The organism is Bradyrhizobium liaoningense (assembly GCF_018130825.1).
GTDB classification, from domain to species: Bacteria; Pseudomonadota; Alphaproteobacteria; order Rhizobiales; family Xanthobacteraceae; genus Bradyrhizobium; species Bradyrhizobium liaoningense_B.
In genome coordinates this window covers 138,066-157,004 of sequence record NZ_JAFCJS010000001.1, presented here as the reverse complement: position 1 = coordinate 157,004, position 18,939 = coordinate 138,066, and the positions used below count along the sequence as shown (strand labels likewise).

At 64.0% G+C, this 18,939-nt stretch carries 14 protein-coding genes and 1 pseudogene; 1 reads left to right on the top strand and 14 read right to left on the bottom strand.

Annotated features, from left to right (window positions below):
• Window positions 1-57 precede the first annotated feature (57 nt).
• The 14 genes and pseudogenes from JQ603_RS00780 to JQ603_RS00715 form a co-directional block, all read right to left on the bottom strand.
• Window positions 58-1,602, bottom strand: coding sequence for a GMC family oxidoreductase (locus JQ603_RS00780; protein WP_212335893.1), 1,545 nt, complete (start codon window positions 1,600-1,602; stop codon window positions 58-60).
• 4 nt (window positions 1,603-1,606) lie between these two features.
• Window positions 1,607-3,157 (bottom strand): ABC transporter substrate-binding protein, encoded by a 1,551-nt coding sequence (locus JQ603_RS00775; protein WP_212335892.1) that lies wholly within the window; start codon window positions 3,155-3,157, stop codon window positions 1,607-1,609.
• A 292-nt stretch (window positions 3,158-3,449) separates the two neighbouring features.
• Window positions 3,450-5,708 (bottom strand): DNA topoisomerase IV subunit A, encoded by a 2,259-nt coding sequence (parC, locus tag JQ603_RS00770; RefSeq protein ID WP_212335891.1) that lies wholly within the window; start codon window positions 5,706-5,708, stop codon window positions 3,450-3,452.
• A gap of 194 nt (window positions 5,709-5,902) precedes the next feature.
• Window positions 5,903-6,922 (bottom strand): ABC transporter substrate-binding protein, encoded by a 1,020-nt coding sequence (locus tag JQ603_RS00765; protein ID WP_433996616.1) that lies wholly within the window; start codon window positions 6,920-6,922, stop codon window positions 5,903-5,905.
• The gene (locus JQ603_RS00760) at window positions 6,919-9,024 is read right to left on the bottom strand and encodes an adenylate/guanylate cyclase domain-containing protein (RefSeq protein WP_212335890.1); all 2,106 of its coding nucleotides are present in this window, start codon (window positions 9,022-9,024) and stop codon (window positions 6,919-6,921) included. The genes JQ603_RS00765 and JQ603_RS00760 overlap by 4 nt, the downstream gene beginning before the upstream one ends.
• Before the next feature lie 21 nt (window positions 9,025-9,045).
• Window positions 9,046-10,062 (bottom strand): SphA family protein, encoded by a 1,017-nt coding sequence (locus JQ603_RS00755; protein ID WP_212335889.1) that lies wholly within the window; start codon window positions 10,060-10,062, stop codon window positions 9,046-9,048.
• A 60-nt stretch (window positions 10,063-10,122) separates the two neighbouring features.
• Window positions 10,123-11,556 (bottom strand): DUF1254 domain-containing protein, encoded by a 1,434-nt coding sequence (locus JQ603_RS00750; protein WP_212335888.1) that lies wholly within the window; start codon window positions 11,554-11,556, stop codon window positions 10,123-10,125.
• A 22-nt stretch (window positions 11,557-11,578) separates the two neighbouring features.
• Window positions 11,579-12,598 carry a DUF1254 domain-containing protein gene (locus tag JQ603_RS00745; RefSeq protein WP_212335887.1) on the bottom strand — a complete coding sequence of 340 codons (1,020 nt, stop codon included), beginning with the start codon at window positions 12,596-12,598 and terminating at the stop codon, window positions 11,579-11,581.
• 12 nt (window positions 12,599-12,610) lie between these two features.
• Window positions 12,611-13,552 (bottom strand): HlyD family secretion protein, encoded by a 942-nt coding sequence (locus JQ603_RS00740; protein WP_212335886.1) that lies wholly within the window; start codon window positions 13,550-13,552, stop codon window positions 12,611-12,613.
• Window positions 13,552-13,791: a DUF3302 domain-containing protein gene (locus JQ603_RS00735; protein WP_212335885.1), complete on the bottom strand. Its 240-nt coding sequence runs from the start codon at window positions 13,789-13,791 to the stop codon at window positions 13,552-13,554. The genes JQ603_RS00740 and JQ603_RS00735 overlap by 1 nt, the downstream gene beginning before the upstream one ends.
• Before the next feature lie 32 nt (window positions 13,792-13,823).
• A complete protein-coding gene (locus JQ603_RS00730) occupies window positions 13,824-14,333 on the bottom strand; it encodes a hypothetical protein (RefSeq protein ID WP_212335884.1) in 510 nt (169 codons plus the stop codon).
• Window positions 14,334-14,392: 59 nt separating this feature from the next.
• Window positions 14,393-14,626, bottom strand: a pseudogene (locus JQ603_RS00725) (haloacid dehalogenase-like hydrolase); the annotation flags it as partial.
• An 18-nt stretch (window positions 14,627-14,644) separates the two neighbouring features.
• The gene (locus JQ603_RS00720) at window positions 14,645-16,357 is read right to left on the bottom strand and encodes an arylsulfatase (RefSeq protein WP_212335883.1); all 1,713 of its coding nucleotides are present in this window, start codon (window positions 16,355-16,357) and stop codon (window positions 14,645-14,647) included.
• Window positions 16,358-16,383: 26 nt separating this feature from the next.
• Complete coding sequence (locus JQ603_RS00715; protein ID WP_212335882.1) at window positions 16,384-17,397, bottom strand: formylglycine-generating enzyme family protein; 1,014 nt, start codon at window positions 17,395-17,397, stop codon at window positions 16,384-16,386.
• A gap of 517 nt (window positions 17,398-17,914) precedes the next feature.
• Here JQ603_RS00715 and JQ603_RS00710 point away from each other — a divergent pair.
• Window positions 17,915-18,922, top strand: coding sequence for a helix-turn-helix domain-containing protein (locus JQ603_RS00710; RefSeq protein WP_212335881.1), 1,008 nt, complete (start codon window positions 17,915-17,917; stop codon window positions 18,920-18,922).
• Window positions 18,923-18,939: the final 17 nt, after the last annotated feature.

Genomic DNA, 18,939 nt, shown 5'->3' with positions numbered 1-18,939 from the left:
CCGTCTGTCAAGCCCCGCTCCGCGGTCGAGTCGGGGCATGACACCATGGTTGTCGCGCTACCGCATCATCATCCGCGCGATCGCCTCCCCGATCACCACCGTCGTGAAGTGCGTGTTGGCGCGGCAGTCGGACGGCATGATCGAGGCGTCGGCGACGCGCAGGCCGCTGATCCCTTTCACGGTGCCATCGGGGTTGACCACGCCATCGCCGTCGTTGACGCCGCTCATGCGGCAGCTGCCGGCGGCGTGCTGGATGTCGCCGGTCTCCCGGCGCAGCAGCGCATCGAGCTCGTGATCGGACAGGCTAGCTGCCTGCGGCAGCGTCAGGTCGGTGTCGGTCAGCCTGATCCAGTCGGCGATGCCTGACAGCGCCGGCTGCGAGGTGATCACGGCAAGGCGCTTCACCGCATCCATCATGCGCAGCATGTCGCGGGGATCGGCCAGCATGTTCTCCTCGACGACAGGATCGATCGCAGGATCGGTCGAGGCCAGCTTGAGCGTGCCACGCGAATAGGCGTTGAACAGCCCGGCGCCGATCGCGCCGGGCACGCCGATGCCGCGATGGTTGAACGCGATCAGGATCATGTCGCGCTTGCCGCCATTGGCGAGGCCCGAGGAATAGGTCACGCAGCAATTGGTGTGGCGGGTATCGGGATCGGTCGGCCGCAGGTCCTCGCGGAGCTGGATCGTGGCGCGAAACAGCGGGTGGTCGAAGAAGTGGCGACCGACCGGCAGGTCGCGCTCGACCGCGATCCCCATCGCCTTCAGCTCCTCGGCCGGGCCGATGCCCGAGCGCAGCAGGATCGCCGGGCTGTGGATCGCGCCGGCACACAGCACGATCTGACGCGCGCTGATCTCGTGGATGCCCTGCCCCTCGATGTGGACGCGGAGGCCGGTCGCCCTTCCGTCGCTGATCAGCACGCGATCGACCAGCGCATGGCCGCGGATCTCCAGATTGGCGCGGCCGCGCCCGGGCTCGAGATAGCCCTCATTGGTGGTGATGCGGCGGCTATCGCGGCTGTTGATGGGATAACAGGCGACGCCCTCGCCGTCAGGACCGTTGAGGTCGGCGCACCAGGGATAGCCGCTCGCCAGCGCGGCGTCGCGCAAGCCCCGGTCGATCGGGCCCCACGTCTCGAGTGGCGCGCGATAGACCGGCAGCGGTCCGCCGCGTCCATGTCCCGCGGCGTCACCGAACTCCAGATCATCCTCGATCACCGAGAATAGCGGCATCACCTCTTTGGCCGACCAGCCGGTGCAGCCATTGGCCGCCCATTCATCGAACGCGTCGGCAACGCCGCGGATGGCGATCTGGCCGTTCATCATCGATGAGCCGCCAAGCCCCTTGCCGCGCCAGTAGAAGCGTGGCTCCTGCCCCGCCACGCGGCGCGTCAGGAGATCAGGCCACTGCCATTTCTCCTGAAACTCGCGCTTGTGGATGATCGGGATGGGGTTCGGCGTCTTCACTTCCCACGGCGCTTCGTCCGCGCGCCAGTCGAGACCGGCCTCTAACAACAGCACGCGGCGTGCGGGATCTTCGGAGAGCCTTGCGGCCACAGCGGCGCCGGCGGAACCGCCGCCGACAACAATGACATCGTACATCGCGTTACTTCTCAACGTTCCAGAACACCGGGATGGCGGACGGTATCAGACCGCGCAGAGTGGCGCGATAGGCGGCCGGCTGCGCGAACTGGCCCCACGGAATTGCGGGCGCCTGATCGTACATCACGCTCTGGATCTCGCCCGCGATCTTCTTGCGGTCCTCCTCCGCCGGCGCCTTGGCGAAGGCTTCCATCAAAGGCGTGATGCGCGCATCGCACTGCCAGCCGGTAAAGTCGGCGCAGTTGAAGGCGACCATGACGTTGGTCAGCGGCGAGCCCAGATCGAAACCGCCGGCGTGAACGCCATAGACGCTCCAGCCCTCCTTCTTGGCACGGCGCGCCAGCACGCTCGCCCAGTCCATCACCTGCAGATCGACATTGAAGCCGACGGCCTTCAGCCGCTCGGCCAGCACCTGCGCCGAGACGCGCGGGGCTTCGAGATCGTTGGCCTCCATGACGACGACGGGCTCGCCGGCATATTTGGTCGCCTTCAGCGCAGCCTTCGCCGCTTCGATTGAGGGCTTGGCGGCAGCTTCCGTGCCGGCCTTGCTCTCATAAGTCGTGCCGCAGGTGAAGGAGGTCGCGCAGGGCGTGGCGTATTTGGCATCTAAGCCGAGCGCATCCAGCACTTCGCGCTGGTCGACCAGCTTCCACAGCACGCGCCTGATCTCGGGATCGTCGAATGGTTTCGACGCAGCGTTGAGGCGATAGGCGCCAGCGAACATGTTGCCGCCGGTGAAATTGACCAGCTTCACGCGCGAGTTCTTCTCCAGCTGCGGCAGCAGATCGAACGGCGCGTATTGCATGAAGTCGACTTCGCCGGCCTGCAACGCGGAGGCCGCCGTCGCGCCATCGGGAATGACGCGGACCTCCAGCGTGTCGACATTGACGCGCTTGCCACCGGCGAGGAAGTCGGCGGGCTCGGGACGCGGCACATAGTCGGCGAACTTCTTCAGGATCATGCGGTCGCCGGTACGGTGATCGGCCTTGCTGTAGACGAACGGACCGGAGCCGATGATCTCCGTGATGCGCTGGTCGCCGGGCGTTTTCGCGATGCGCTCGGGCATCATGAAGGCAACGGGGCTGACGGGATTGCCGAGCGCGTCGATGACGAGGCCGGACGGCTCCTTCAATGTCAGCACGAAGGTCTTCGCATCCGTCGGCTCGAGCGAAGCCGTGATCGCAAAAATGCGGCGGCCGAGCGCGCTGCGGGTGCCCCAGCGGCGCAGCGAGGCGACGCAATCCGCCGCCGTCACCGGCTGGCCGTCATGCCACTTCAGGCCGTCGCGCAGCGTGAACGTATAGGTCAACCCGTCGGCAGAGACTTTCCAGTCCTGCACCATTTGCGGCTTGATCTCGCCCTTGGAATCCTTCGCGAACAGCGTGTCGAACACCATGTAGCCGAAGGTGCGCGAAATATAGGCCGTGGAAAAATGCGGATCGAGCGTGACGATTTCCGCCTCGAGCACCGCGACCAGATTGCCCGCCGCATGCGCGGGCGCAGCCACCAGCGCGAGGCCGAACAGCGCCGGAATGAAAGCCTTCAGTTTGAACATTGGGGTGTTTTTGCCTTTTGACCAGCCGTTTGCAGTCGCCAGGAAAAAGCAATGTTCGTGCCCGCACGTATGCTCTCGTGGCTATCTGCCACGCGTTTGCGGGGTACTCAATGTCAGTTGGAGAGCAGCGCTATCGCCTCTCGTCATTGCGAGCGCAGCGAAGCAATCCAGAATCTTTCCGCGGTGGCAATCTGGATTGCTTCGCTACGCTCGCAATGACGAAGGGGAGATAGCGCATCTCCCCTCCCCGTCATCGCCCGGCATGACGCCAGCGCAGCAATGAGAGCCGTCCCTACCCGATCACCCGGCCGAACTTGTTCGACTTCGGGAAGCCCTTCGGCGGCAGGCGGCCGGCATCGGCGCGGGTGCCCTGCCACTCCGCGAGCTCCTTCATGGTCGCCGAGAATTCGCGCCCCGCGGAGTCCTTCCAGGTCAGGCCGGCCTTGGCGTCGAACACGGCGATGTCAGAGAGGCCGCCATCCTTGTACTTCTGCAGCCGCACGCCGCGGCCGCGCGCCATTTCCGGCACCTGGTCGAGCGGGAACACCAGCATCTTGCGGTTCTCGCCGATGACGGCAACGGTGTCGCCGAGCACCTCGGTGATCGCGCGCGCCTCGTTCGGCATGTCGACGTTGAGGACCTGCTTGCCCTTCTTGGTGGTGCCGACGCAATCGTCCTCATTGACGACGAAGCCCTGGCCCTCGTGGCTCGCGACCAGGAACTTGCGCCCGCCCTTGTTGACGAAGAGCGCGACGGGCGCCGCCTCCTGCTCGAGGTCGATGAACAGGCGGATCGGCTCGCCGTGACCGCGGCCGCCCGGAAGCTTGGCAACGTCGAGCGAGTAGAACTTGCCGTTGGTCGCGAACAGCAAGAGCTTCGAGGTCGTCTCCGCGAAGAAGGCGAAGCCGAGCTTGTCGTCCTGCTTGAAGGCCAGCCCCGAGAGATCCTCGACATGGCCCTTCATGGTGCGAATCCAGCCCTTGTCGGAGACGACGACCGTCACCGGCTCGCGCTCGACGAGGGCCTCCTCCATCGCCGCGAGATCGTGCTCGGGCGCATCCGCAAAAGTGGTGCGGCGCTTGCCGAGCGGCGTCTTCGGCCCGAACATGTCGCGGACCTTGCCGACCTGCTCGCCGACCTTCTTCCACTGCTCGGCTTCCGAGGCGAGCACGCCCTCGATGCCCTTCAGCTCCTTGCGGAGATCCCTGTCCTCGTTGCGGATCTCCATTTCCTCGAGTCTGCGCAGATTGCGCAAACGCATATTGAGGATGGCCTCCGCCTGGATCTCGGTGAGCTTGAACGCCTTGATCAGGGCTGGCTTCGGCTCGTCCTCGGTGCGGATGATCTTGATCACCTTGTCGAGGTTCAGATAGGCGACCAGATGACCGCCGAGGACTTCCAGCCGGTGCTCGATCTGCGCCTTGCGGAAGTTGCTGCGGCGGATCAGTACGTCGCGCAGATGGTCCAGCCATTCGCGCAAGCACTCCGCGAGCCCCACCACCTTCGGGATGCGGCCCTTGATCAGCACGTTGAGGTTCAGCGGAATCTTGTTTTCGAGCTCGGTCAGCCGGAACAGCGATTCCATCATCAGCGCAGGATCGACGTTCTTCGACTTCGGCTCGATGACGATGCGGACGTCTTCGGCCGACTCGTCCCTGATGTCGCCGACCAGCGGCAGCTTCTTCTGGTCCAGCAACTCGGCGACCTTCTCGATCAGGCGCGACTTCTGCACCAGATAGGGAATCTCGGTGACGACGACGACCCAGGCGCCTCGCGCGCCCTCTTCCTGCTCCCACCTCGCGCGGACACGGAACGAGCCGCGGCCGGTGGTATAGGCTTCGGCGATCGCCTGCTTGGAATCGACGCAGATGCCGCCGGTCGGGAAATCCGGGCCCTTCACCCACTTCATCAGCGCCTTCGACTTCGCGTCGGGCTTCTCGATCAGATGCAGTGCGGCGTCGCAGAGCTCGGCGGCGTTGTGCGGCGGAATCGAGGTCGCCATGCCGACCGCGATGCCTTGCGCGCCGTTGGCGAGCAGGTTCGGAAAGCCGCCGGGCAGCACGACCGGCTCTTTCGACTGGCCGTCGTAATTGGCGCGGAATTCGACGCCGTCCTCGTCGATGCCTTCGAGGAGAAGGCGCGCGACGTCGGTCATGCGCGCTTCGGTGTAGCGGTAGGCGGCGGGGTTATCGCCGTCGATGTTGCCGAAATTGCCCTGGCCGTCGACCAGCGGATAGCGCGAGGAGAAATCCTGCGCGAGGCGGACCATGGCGTCGTAGATCGCCTGGTCGCCATGCGGATGGAACGAGCCCATCACGTCGCCAACGATCTTGGCTGATTTCTTGAAGGCCGTGCCGGGATCGAGCCGGAGCAGGCGCATGCCGTAGAGGATGCGCCGGTGCACCGGCTTCAGGCCGTCGCGCGCGTCCGGCAGCGCGCGGTGCATGATCGTGGACAGCGCATAGGCGAGATAGCGCTCTTCGAGCGCTTCCCGCAGCGGAACCTCATGGATTTCGGCCGGCTCTTCCGGCGGAACTATTCGTTTGCCCATTAGGCCTTTACTTTCAAAGACTTCCGGCTGGGCCTCGGGCAGCTTCCCAAAAACCTGGCCAATTCTCCCCCGCTGGGGCGCGATTCGGGCGGATATATAGCAGGCTGGGCTGCGACATGCGCCCCCTGCCCTGTGTGTGCGCCACGGCGCGAGTTATCCACAGGGCGCCCGCGGCCGCTGCGGACGGTATGGGGTTACGCCACGGTCGAAAGATAGAGCTGCGTGTCGAAATAGTCCGATGCGCGGAGCGGGTTCGTGACTCCGGCATCTGCCATGAAGAAGTCGCTGACCTGCTGGAGCCATTTCACGACAGTGCCGCCCGAATAAAGACGTCGCCATTCGCGCGAGGAATAAAGCTTCTGCGCCTTGAAGGCCTCGGCGAGGTCGTCCCGCCCCGACCGCTGATAGTGGGACCGCTGCAACGCCTCCGCGGCCGCCGCCGGATTGCGGACCATGTGGTCGTTGGCATCCGTCCAGGCGCGGATGATCCGTCTGAGCACCTCCCTGTGCTCCGTATAGTAATCGCTCGTCGCGGCCCAACCGCCCAGCACGGCCGATTGCGGATAGAAGGCGGACGCATCGACCAGCTTGATCGCTTCGGGCAGCGCCTGGCGCACGGCGATATTGAACGGCACCCAGAGCGCCACGGCGGGAACGTCGCCGGCGATGAACGCCTGGACCGCGGCGGGCATGCTGCGATTGACGATCTCGACCTCGGATGGATTGATGTTGTTGGCGCGCAGCGCGCGGTCGAGAAAGATGTGCGCGGTCGTCTTCGCCGTCGTCGCGATCCGTCTGCCCCGGAGGTCGGCAAAGGTCTTTACGCCCAGCGTCGGCCGGACCCAAAGCTGCGCGGTCGCCACCTCGATGTCATTGATGAGAAAGCCCCGGCCGTGGCCGAGCGCCAGATAGTTCGAGATCACGCCGCCGGCCGAGACGACGTCAACCTGGCTCTTCCCCATCGCCTCGAAGACCTCGGGGCCGGTGCTGAATTCGTGCAGCTCGAAATCAATTCCCTCGCGGTCGAACGAACCGCGATCGAGGCCGGTCCAGATGTGCCCATCCACGGCGACCACGTGGAGATAGCCGAGCCGCACTCTGCTGCGGGCCTGCGCAAGAGCCGGTGCGCCCAGCGCCGACATGGTGGCCGACATGGTGGCTAGGCCCGCGCCACGATGCAGCAACCGTCTGCGGCTGATATCGCCTGCGCTCACGCCGCCTCCCCCGAATTCTGGGCCGCCGCGCGGAGTCGCCGGGTGTGAAACTGCGCGACGGGGTCCGCGGGATAATCGAGCAGGAAGCCGGCGAGCCGAACCAGAGTCGTCTCGACCGCACCGCCCTTTGCAATCAGCGCAAAAATCTCGTCCCAGCGCCGGCACATCGTGATCTCGGCTTCATCCGCCTTCGCAAGCTCGCCGCGCAACTCGCTGACCTCGATCGCCTCGGCAAATCCCTTCGGCCTGATGCTGTCGACGCCCCGGAACAGGAACGCCTGCTCCGCACGGGCGCGAACGGCCGCGCTGACCAGCACGCGCGTGCCGTAGTTCTTGTTCAGTCCTTCCAGCCGCGAGGCCAGATTGATGGTGGCGCCGAGCGCGGTGTAGTTCATCCGGTCGCTCGAGCCGATATTGCCGACCACGGCATCGCCGACGTGAAGGCCGAAGCGCGTGTCGTAGGGCGGCCAGCCCTCGCGCCGAAATTCCCTGTTGAGCGCTTCATTCGCCACGACGCATGCCAGGACGGCGCGGCAGGCATTGACGGTGTGATCAGGGTCATCGACGGGCGCATTCCAGAACGCCATCACGGCATCGCCGATATATTTGTCGATCGTGCCCTGGTGGTGCATGATCTCGTCCGACAGCACAGCGAAATAGCGCGAGGTGTGGATCATCACCTGCGACGGGTCGGCCCGTTCCGTCTTGGCGGTGAAATCGGCGACGTCGGTGAACAGCACCGTCACCTCGCGCCTGGCTCCGCCCAGCCTGAGCGCAGAGCCGGTCTCGATCAGCTGCCGCACGATCTGGCGCGGGATGAAGCTGGCAAAACTGCGGACCACGCTGCGCATGGTGAACACCGAGCGGCCGAGTTCCTCGATCTCGGCGACGACCGAATGAATGCGCGGCCGTTCCGCGATCTCGAACCGCTGGATCGCGTCGGTTTCCTCCGCAAGCTTGCGCAGCGGCCGCGCCATCAGCGATCCCAGCCAGAACGCGAACGGCAGCGTGGCGCCGACGAAGGCGAGCGCCAGCGCGAACAGGGTGCGGCGCTCGCGGATGATCTGCGCGTAGAATTCGTCGAGCGGCGCGATCATCGCGAGGCGAACATTGGCGGAGCCCGTCGTTTCAAGCTTATGGACCGCGGCCACATAGGTGCGCCCCGATGCGCCTGTGAAGAATTGCTGAGCCGGCCCGCCCTCGCGCCAGGAGCGGATGATCGGCACGAGGCCCGGCAGCTTGAGCGCGCCGACCTGCGGCAGGTCGTCCTGCCGCTCCGGGATCTCGGCCATCAGGCGGTTCATCTCGGGATGGCCGACGATCTGCTCGCTGTCGTTGAACAGGAAGGCCTGTCCCGACTGCCCGAGCTTCTGCTCCGCCAGCATGTCCTCGAAGCGGTTCAGCAGCACGTCGCCGGCGACGACGCCGCGCCGTCCCTCCCTCAGCGGCGTCCGCAGGGTGTAGCCGGGTTCGCCCGTGGCAAAGAAGACGTAGGGGCCGGTCAGCAGCGTCTTGTCGTTCCTGAATGCCTCGACATACCAGGGCCGCTGCCGAGGGTCGTAGCCCGTCGGTCCGGCGACCTCGGCGACCTGGATGAGGTTCTCGGACAGATATTGGGTCACCGGTGCGGCTCCCGCCGTGCGCGAGATCACCACAAGCCGGAAGGCCGCATCCTGATCCACGTTCAGGCTTGTCCGGAAAGCCGGCCTGGCGCGATCGATCACGTCCATCTCGATGAATGAACCATCCTCATAGCCCACATAGAGATTGAAGAGCTGCGGATTGTTGCGCAGCATCGCCGCCATCAGGCTGTAGAGCCGCGCGTTATCGGCGATGTCAGCCTCCTGGATCGACGGCAGGCCGGACAGGATGTCGAGATTGTCGCGAACGTTCTTGAACTGCTCGTCGACGTGGTCCGCCCCCAGTTGGGCCACCTTCTCGATGAAGCTGCTGGCTGCCTTCTGCGTGATCACCGTCACGCGTTCGAAGCTGAGATAGACCAGCGCCAAGCCCACGATCAGCACGACGGCAACGAACACCGTGATGATCGATGTCTGAAAGCCGATGCTGAATGCGCGCTTTATGGTTTGATCTCCCGCCATCGAGCGACGTCGGCGCCTCCCTCAGTACTTTCGAACGATGGGCTTCGTCGCCGCCGGCGCAGGCGCGGCCGGCGAGACCGAGAAGGTGACCCAGGTCGACCAGCTCTTCGGCCGGTTCTCGACCTCCAGGTCCTTGTAGCCACGGACATTGAGGTAGCCCTGGTAGCCGTCGGACATCGGGATCATGAAACCGATCTGCGGCCCGATGCCGACCGCTTGGCCCCTGAAGCCGCCGAGCCTGGCGCCGGGACCGCTGTCGTCGGTGAGCTGCTGGAAGAAATAGCCGGCGACGCCGATATGGACATTCTTGCTGACGAACTGGGACGCGGCCCAATCGACGTGGAAATCGATCCCGTTCTGGTACTGGAGGAACGGATTCGTGAAATTGTAGGTGAGCCCGCCGACGACCGAGAATTCATGCCCGGTCTTGAGGTCGAGATAGGTGTAGCCGGCTCCCACATCGATCGCGGGGAAACCAAAGCTCAGGTTCGCGAGCCGGCTGGAATCGTAAGTGCCGCTCGGGATGTTGCCGGTGATGTAGACCATCTCGTTGTGCACGCCCTGGTTCCATTTCAGCGTGCCCTGGTAGAACACGTCGGTCAGCGTGGTGCGGTTGTCGGTCGCACTGCCGGAGATGGTGTTGCCTCTCGGACCCGTCAGCGTCGCGTCGATGCCGACGCCGATGTTTCCCGGCGCGGTCAGCACGGTGAAGCCGGCCTGGCCGCCGAGCACCGGCATCGACGAGGTGTAGGTAATGCCCATGACGAGCACGTCGGCATGCGCATTGAGGCCGGCGGTCACCGAGCCGGGTATGCCGCCGCTGGTGACGAAGTTCTGCCCTCCTCCTGCCTTCTCCTGAAGATGGATGTAAATGGTCGAATAGGCCCATCCCGGCGTCACCGGAACGGCGGCCAGGCTGCCGAAGATGCCCGGCAGCCAGAAGCTCACGCCGCCGGCGGCGGCCAGCGCAGGCTGGGCGGAGAGGCTGGTGAATGTCAGTGCGGCAGCGAGCGTGGCCTTTCGAAGATGTCCCGTCATGTCGTGTCCTCGTTCTTGTCGCTGCCCCGACCAACTAGCCTTTCACAGGCCGCGCCCCCGCTACTTCGTGGCGCCTCCGACCGTCGTGGCGAGGAGTTCGACATCAGGCAGCTTCCAGCTCTTTGCGAACAGTTCCTGCTTCGGCCCATAGAGGCGGAACATCATTTCGAACTTGCGAGCGGGGTCGGTCGGGATCCAGTTAGCCTCCTGCCCGGCGGGCGGCCTGGGCCCGAGGTAGAGATCGACTGAGCCGTCGGCATTCTTTTTGACATCCGCATTGTTCGAGGCGCGGCTGGCACGATCGACGTTCTTGATAAGCGCGTGCGTTTCGCGGTCATAGGCCGTCAGCGACCAATATTGCTCGACTGGCACGTTCGGCGGAACGTGGAGACGATAGGTCTTCGCACCGTCGTAGCTCTGGCCGTCCTTATCTTTGATGTTGATCAGGTAGAACTGGCCGGCGCCGAGCCGCTTGATGCCGACATACGCATAAGTATAGGCAAGGCCGCGCCAGTCCACCGGATAGGCATTCGGTTCGTCGAAATTGGCTGCGGCTGCGCTCAGCACCTCCGGATGCGCGGGCAGCGTCCAGTGCGTGCCGTCGAAGAATGTGGGCAGGCCGGCGTCGTATCTTTCTGCCATCAGCGCGTGGGCCTCGCGAATTCCGTCCTTCAGCGCCTGCTTCAGCTTCGCATCCGGTGCGAACGCCTTGCCCTTCTCGATGCCGATCGTGCGCAGCTGATCGATCATCGCGCGATCGCGCGTGAGCCACGGCTCGGTCTGCACGGCGCGGTCGAGGTTGACGAAGAAACTGTCATCGTAGCGGATCGTCGAGTCGAAGGTGACGTCCTTGACGTCGGTAAAGACAGTTGCCGGCGGATTCGATGCCTGTGACATCGGATAGACCCTGATCTGCCTGCCGTAAGCGATGGAGCTGGCGACGTCAGCCTCGCCGTGGCTCTTCATGTTGGAGCGGAACAGGACGTAACTTCCGAATGTGTTGGGCTGCAGCGGCTCGAACCCCGCGGGCACCTGGCCCGTGTAGCCGGGTGGCAGCATCACGAGCTTGACGCCGGCTCCCTTGTCCACGCCGAGCAGACCCGCGTCCTCCAGCGGCTGCTGCCAGGCATTGACGATGTTGGCGTTGAGAGAGCCGCCGGGACCCGCTGGCGGAATTTCGATGGCGATGGGGCCGACGTCCTTCGTGTTGAGGAACGCCATCAGGTAGAGCGTGTCCGGGTTTGGCGTCAGCGTCTGGTTCTTCCAGTCAAGCGGCTTGCCCCAGTAAATCACCTGATTCACCTTGCCCGGCGTCTTGGTCAGCATCTCCTGGAGCATGAGATCGTAATTGACGATCGGCATTCCCCAGATGACGGCCTCGACGGCGCGGCGCTGAAACTGGCGCGCGGCAAGCTCATCCGGATTGTTAGTCTGCGCGGCTGCTCCCGTAGCAATCCACATCATGGCAGCAACTCCAGAAAGCAGCATCTTCATGGAAGCCTCTCCTTCTCCGTGTTCAGCTCACGGGCTTCGGCTCCGGGAATTTCCACTTGCCGTTCAGGATTTCGGGGCGCGGCCGGTAGAGCCGCACGGTGTAGTTCCATCCTTTCATGATCGGCAGGCAGTTCGGGATCTTGCCGTCGCAGCCGCCGAACTGGATCGCCGTCGAGCCATCAGCCGATTTCACCGCCGTCAGATTGTTGACGGAGTAGGCGTTGTACGGGTTCTTCTCGAAATAGCCCTCGGCGTTGTAGAGGCTGATCGACCAGAAGCCGTCGACCGGCACATTGCCGGGAACGACCAGCTTGTAGACCGTGCTGCCGTCGTTCTTCTCGGGATTGAAGCTGAGATAGGTGGCTTCCTTGTCGGGATTGCCGCCCCACCCCGCGGCGGTTCCGATCAGGTGCTTGATCGGATCGACCTGCTCCCTGGGGCCGAACGCATTCTTGAATCCGCCCGTCGTTGAGGCCAGCACGAGCAGAGCATCGCGCACCTTCTTCTGGCTTGCCGGATCCCAGTTCGGGATTTCGAACTTCCCCGCAGCCTTCTGGCTGATCCTGACGGCATCCTGAAGCGCGTGGACCTTCTCGACGTCCTTGGGATCGCTCGGATCGACCAGTGTCCGCAGCCCAACGAGCACATAGCGCGTTCCGACCTTGTTCTTGTCGACCGTGTAGCTGCCGGCACCGTATTCGACCTTGCCGACGACATAGTGATCCTCGTTGATCAGCTGCATTGACCGGAATCTCTTGCCGGCGTCCGGTAACGTGATCGTCGCGGGACCGGCATCGAGGTCGAACACGGCCATCGAATACAACGTGTCCCGGTTCGACCGGATCACACCCTGCTTGTCGATCTGCATCGGCTCGCGATGGTGAAACACCTTGCCGATGCCGCCGGCGTCCTTGACGCCGTTGCCGAAATAGAGGTCGGACTCCGCGCGCCCGAAATTATCGACCGTGACCGGAACGGGCGACTGCGCATATGCGGTCGCCGTGAGAACAAGCATCGAAGCCGTCAGCAATACTCTCTTCATGCGTCCCCTCGCCTAGAACGGATTGACGTAATTCAGGATCGCGACCTGCCGCAGGATCACGCGGCGCACGACATGGGTTGGCTTGACGTGGTCGGTGTAGATCGCCGCCGTCCCGGCACTGCCGGCGGGCAGCCGCTTGACGAACTCGGCATCGTCGAGCCTGACGCGGACGATGAAGGGCGCGGCCTCGATCGCCTTCGGCATGACGGCAGTACCCGAGGTTTGCGTCTGCCCCGGCGCGATGGCCTGGAGCACGCTCTCGACCTTGCCGGAAAAGATCTGTCCGGGCGCGAATTTGAACGTGGCTTCGACCTCCTGGCCGGGCGCGACGTAGCGCGCGTCGATCTGGTTGATCTCGACCCCAATAATGGTGTTGGAGGTGTCGATGAAGGCCATCACTGGCGACAGGGGCAGGTTCGCCACCCGCGCCCCCTTGCGCAGCGCTAGGTTGGTGACATAGCCGTCGGTCGGCGCGCGCACGATTGTCTTGTCGAGATTCCATTGTGCCGACTCGAGCTGGCCGGCGAGCTGGTCGGCCTCGGACTGGCGCTGCTCGACGTCGAAGCCGCGGCCGGCATCGCGCTCATAAAGCTGCGTCATCTGGCCGAGGCGCGTCTTGGCGAGCTTGAACTGGGCGTCGATCGCCTTGACTTGCGCCGCGTAGGGCGTCGGGTCGATCTTGAACAGAACATCACCGGACTTGAGTGGAGCATTGGCGACGACCGGTACATCCGCTACCTCGCCAGCGACATCAGGCACGATCGAAACAGCATTGCGTACCACGAGGGCATCGCCCTGCGGCGCGCCCCATCCCATCGGGACGAGGAGGCCGAACATCACAAGTACCAAAACAATGATCGGCGAGGCCTTCCAGAAGAGGTTGAAGGGCACGACCTTGAAACGCACCAACAGGAATAGCAGCAAGAGATAGATATTGAGGATCGCAATCGCCATCACGCGTCCCCTGCCTTGCGTGATGGCACATCGACATAGGCCCAGATGAAGGCGATCGGCCACAGCGCGAAACCGAAGAACAGCGTGATCCAGCCGGCGACCGTGACGGCGTCCGCATAGGGATGACCACGCGATTTCGCGATGTGCCCGGGCAGCCAGCCGGCGATGCAAACCACGCCGATGGCGCTGGCGAGCAGGATCACCAGCACGATCCAGGCAAAGATGTCATAGCCGCTCATGACGGACGCCTCAGCGCATCAGTGACGCTCCCTCATTGGCAATAGTCCCAGAAGCCCTGCGTGCGGGACGGATCGGTGTAGTACCAGCACATGCCGGGTGCGGGAGCCGCACCGGCCCAAGCCGCAGCCGTCGCTGCTGTCACGACGCCGATCGCGGCACCCGCGGCGATTGCGCCGCCTCGCGGCCAGCCGTACCAGCCGGGCCGAGCCCAGCCGCCGCGTCCGGCGACCGCCGTCGTGCTGCGGACGGCGACGTTGCCGCGCGGACCAACGACCGCGGTCCGGCCGCGATAGGCGCCGCCGCGAGGTCCGACCGCGGCGCCTCCACGATGAACCACAGCGCCACCACGCGGACCGACCACCGCACCGCCACGGCGGGCGGCTGCGCGGACTTCGATGAGATCGGATGATCCGATCGCACTTTGCTGGATTGCCGCCGGCTGGAGCGGCGCCGCCGTCGCCGTTCCGCCGGGAACAGACACACTGGTGGCAAGCGCCAGCAAGCAGCCCGTCAATCGAACGTTGCGCATATGACCGAACATCCCGATGCCTCCCGCTCTTCGTGTCTCGTTGATGCATGCGACCGCTCCGCGTGTCCTCATCATTGCGAGGCACCCGTGTTGCTGCGTTCGAACGCGAACACCGTCTTCCAGTCCCTGGCCATGCCGACCACAGTCCAACCGCGCTGCAGCGCCTCGTCCCACGCCTTGTCGAGCTTTCCGATTCTGGACTGCCGGTCGTAGGCATATTCGCGGGCTGCATCGGTGTGATGGACGATGCCAATGAGACGCGCACCGGACCCGGCCGCAATCCATTGCAGCATCTGGTGGTCGCCGCCGCCACGCCGCCACCGTCAGTTACTCTGCACCGCTTCGAAGCTCTGCTGCATCTTCTCGACCATCTGGTCGATGCTGAAGCTCGAAGGCCGCTGGCTCGGCGGATACGTCTTGAATGTCTGCAGGAACTGCGACAGAATCGTTGGCCCGGCGATCATGACGCCCGCCGCATCCGACATGAGCCAGTCGTAGTAGACGTTGGATGTGACGTCGGCCCGCTCATAGGGGTCCGAGCGCAGGTTGAAGAATTTCGGGACGCGAAGCTTCGTGAACGGCTCGGCCCAGATCCGGAGCGTGCCGTTTGCGCGCTGCTCCTCGAACACGATCTTCCAGTTCTCGATACGTGCCGCGACAACGTCGCCGTCGTCGTTGAAATAGACGAACTCCTTGCGTGCGCTGTTGGGCTGCCGGCCGGTGAGATAGGCAAGCTGGTTGTAGCCGTCGAGATGGACCTTGAAGGTCTTGCCGCCGATCTGATAGCCGCTCAGGAGCTTCTGCTTGACATCGGCATCGCCTGCTGCCGCGAGCAACGTCGGCATCCAGTCGAGACCGCTGACGAGTTCATTTGAGACCGAGCCGGCTGCGATGCGGCCCGGCCAGCGGATCAGGCAGGGAACGCGGAACGCGCCTTCCCAATTGGTGTTCTTCTCGCTGCGGAACGGGGTCGTGCCCGCATCCGGCCAGGAATTCTGGTGCGGTCCGTTGTCGGTCGTATAGATCAGGATCGTGTCGTTGGCGATGCCGAGATCGTCGAGCGCCTTCAGGATCGTCCCGATCGTCGCATCGTGCTCGATCATGCCGTCGGCATATTCGGTACGGGACGTCAGCCCCGGCTTGTCGCGATGCTCCGGCCGCACATGCGTGCGGAAGTGCATGCGGGTGGAATTGAACCAGCAGAAGAACGGAGTGTTGGTCTGCGCCTGCCGCTTGATAAAATCGATCGCCGCGGCTGAAGTCTCGTCGTCGATCGTCTCCATTCGCTTCCTGTTCAGCGGCCCGGTGTCCTCGATCGTCTGCTTGCCGACCCGTCCGAAGCGCGGATGCTCGGTAGGATCGTCGCGATCGCTTGCCTTGCAGCGCAGAACGCCGCGGGGGCCGAACTTCTCCAGAAAGCCGGGATCGCGTGGATAGAACCGGTTCTCGGGGTCCTCCTCGGCGTTGAGATGGTACAGGTTACCGAAGAATTCGTCGAAGCCATGCACGGTTGGCAGATATTCGTTGCGGTCACCGAGATGATTTTTGCCGAACTGCCCGGTCGCGTAGCCGAGCGGCTTCAGCAGTTCGGCGATGGTGACGTCGCGTGCCTGCAATCCAACCGCCGCGCCGGGAATGCCGACCTTGGACAGCCCGGTACGCAGCGTGCACTGGCCGGTGATGAAAGACGAACGGCCCGCCGTGCAGCTCTGCTCGGCGTAGTAGTCGGTGAACATCATCCCGTCCCGGGCGATACGATCGATATTCGGCGTGCGATAGCCCATGACGCCGAAGGAATGGGCGGAGATGTTGGTCTGGCCGATATCGTCGCCGAAGATCACGAGGATGTTCGGCTTGCGGCCGGGCGTCGCCGGTGCCGGCGATGTGGCGGGAGCGGCCTGCTGGGCCTGCGCCATTGCCTCGGACGTCAGTGCCACGGCGGCGACGATCGAGGACGTTCCAAGAAGCAGATGTCTGCGATTGAGCGGTTGGTCAGCCCGAGACTGGTTGTTGTTGTTCTTCAATTCGGTACTCATCCGACACTCCTATGCTGCCGACACTGCTATGCTGCGGCTATTCCCTCTTGCTCGTGGTGAACGCCAAGCGACGACCGCACCACGCAGCGGAAGCCGACATGGCTGGTCGAGGTATCGATCGGCTCGGCGTGCCGCGCTGCGGGACGGTAGCGGCGGCAGTAATTCGGCGCGCAGAGGTGTGAGCCACCCTTCAAGACTTTGCGCGGGATGCGGATGTTTGGTTGACATGGATCAAAGCTCGCATCCTCCCGGCCGCCGCGCGGGTTCTTCGGAATGCAGCAGGGCTTGGCGGCTTCGGCCTGATGTCGCGACGACCACCAGTCCGAGGTCCACTCCCAGACATTGCCGATCATGTCGTAAAGACCATAGCCATTCGGCGGGAAGGCCATGACCGGCGAGGTACGCTTGAACCCATCCTCGCCGAGGTTCTGGACAGGGAAGTTTCCCTGCCAGATGTTGGCCATGTGCCTGCCGCCCGGCATCAGCGCATCACCCCAGGCAAACTCCTCACCGTCGAGCCCGCCGCGCGCAGCGAGCTCCCACTCCGCCTCCGTCGGCAGGTCCTTGCCCGCCCAGCGCGCATAGGCGGCCGCATCATTGTAGGAGACGTGCACGACCGGGTGGTCGTCGAGCCCTTTGATATCGCTGCCGGGGCCGTAGGGATGGCGCCAATTGGCGCCACGCATGAAGGACCACCACTGACTCCAGTCGGCAAGATCCGTGATGCGCGGCAGCGGCGAGAACACCAGCGAGCCTGCGTAGAGCATCTCGCTGAGCGCACCTGGATAGTCCTTGGGATCGGGGACGACCTGCGCCTCCGTCACATGGCCGGTGGCGTTGACGAACTTCTTGAACTGCCGGTTGGTCACCGGCGTGCGGTCGATCCAGAAGCCGTCGACTGAGACACGATGGCTCGGCGCTTCCTCGGGATAATGATGATCGGATCCCATACGGAAGGTGCCGCCGGGAATGAAGACCATCTCGCCGGTCTTCGCGTCATCCGGCAACCACTCGCAGTGATCCGGGTCAGCCCGCAGCATGGTGGAAGCTCCGATACGCGTGGTCCACAGGTGCTACGACGCGGACGTCGGCAGCCGCCAATGATGGCGGATTGCCCGGCGCATTGGACGCATTGTGTCTGGTCCCCCCTCTTCCTGGCGCTTAGGGCCGGAGATGCAGATCGCGAATTACGTCAACATCTCTCCCGTTCTTGCCCGCGCGCGCGGTCCGGGCATGCAGTAGCACGCTACCGCCACCGCTTCCGCGCCGCGATCCGCAGCGCGCTTTCAATATCGCTTAGGTTGCAAATGGTATCCGAAGATGGGGCGGCTGTGATGTGCAGATTGTGCCAGCACGTCGCAGCCATGGCCGGGATCGAGCGACATCGCGTCGCAGATCCACTCAAATACGTGATCGCATTGCCGGATTCATCGCGTCAAATTCGACGATCATTCGCCTCAAAACGCGAACTCAATTCATAACACCCCTTCGCGTTGTGGTGGTATGTCGCTTGTCGTCTGCCGCACAAATGTCGCGCTTCAAGACAAGTGTACGACCATGGAGCAGTCTCTTCTGGTTGATTCGCGGAAGCTCGACGGTTTCGAGGGTCTACACCAGGCCGTGCACGGCTCTCACGTCGACGTCATGCAGCTCGGACGCGGGCGGCTGCGCGGGACACTGTCCCATGTCGGCATCGGCGATTTCTCGCTCAGCATCGGCGCCTTCAACATTGGAATGCGCACGCAGCGCGTTTCCAGCGACGACAAGCTCATCATCGGCATGCTGCTGGCGGCCGAGCGGCGCGTTGCGCATTGGTCCTTCGACATGCAGCTCAACGACGTGCTCGTAATTCCGCCGCTGCTCGAGCACGACGGCGTCTTCCACGGCGCATCCGCTTATGCGGCCATGCGCTTCGATCTCGATGAGGTGGCGTCCCTGTTCGGTGGAGAGGCGCGTCTGAGCGATCCCGACACATGGCGCACGCGCGGTCACTTCCGCGCGGACCTGGATACCGGCGCAGTGGCCTCGCGTCGTCTGATCCGGATCATGTCCCATCTGGCCACCAACAAAGACGGCCTGACGACGTCGACAGCCGATTTCTGGAAACGATCAATCGTCGAATGCATGGCTGCCAACGTGATGTCGTCGCTGCCTCCCGACGATCCCGGCAGACTTCCATCAGCAAGGCGGCTGATCCGCAAAGTCGAGGAGTATCTTGACCAGGCCGGCACGCGCCCGGTGCATGTTTCGGAAATATGCGCCGCGTTCACGGTGTCGCGACGCACTCTGCATCGCGCCTTTCAAGAGGTGTTCGGGCTCGGCCCGGTCACCTTCCTGCGCCAGAAGCGGCTGTGCACCATTCACTCCATCTTGCGGGAGAGCAGGCCGGGTTCGACCACCGTGGCGGCGGTCGCGATGCAGCAGGGCTTCTACGAGCTCGGGCGCTTCTCGCAGTATTATTCGATGATGTTCGGGGAGCGGCCGTCGCAAACGCTGGGAGTCACATCGTTCCCGCTCTCGGACGATGGGCACGCCCAGGCAGGCTCCATCCTCTCCGAGAGATGAAAACGACGAGCGGATCG